Source organism: Priestia sp. SIMBA_032 (assembly GCF_046535215.1).
GTDB classification, from domain to species: Bacteria; Bacillota; Bacilli; order Bacillales; family Bacillaceae_H; genus Priestia; species Priestia aryabhattai.
On the sequence record NZ_JAWRXD010001383.1, the window covers coordinates 1 to 243 of the forward strand.

The window sequence follows — 243 nt, forward strand, 5'->3', positions numbered from 1 at the left end:
GCAGCGCCTTAGAAAACATTGATCTATTCCCGTCACGAAGTTCTTCTCGCATGTCAACAATCTCTACCGTTGGTAAAGCTTGTTCATTCATACGTTTTTCCATTGTTAGTAGTTCATAAACACCTTTTTTCGCCCTTGCAAACGATTCAAGTGTTGGTGTCGCACTACCAAGAACGATAGGACATTTATGATATTGCCCTCTCCAGATAGCTACATCTCTTGCATGATACCTCGGATTATCTT

At 41.2% G+C, this 243-nt stretch carries 1 pseudogene; it reads right to left on the bottom strand.

The window, feature by feature from the left end:
* Window positions 1-243, bottom strand: a pseudogene (locus SB717_RS38860) (primosomal protein N'); the annotation flags it as partial.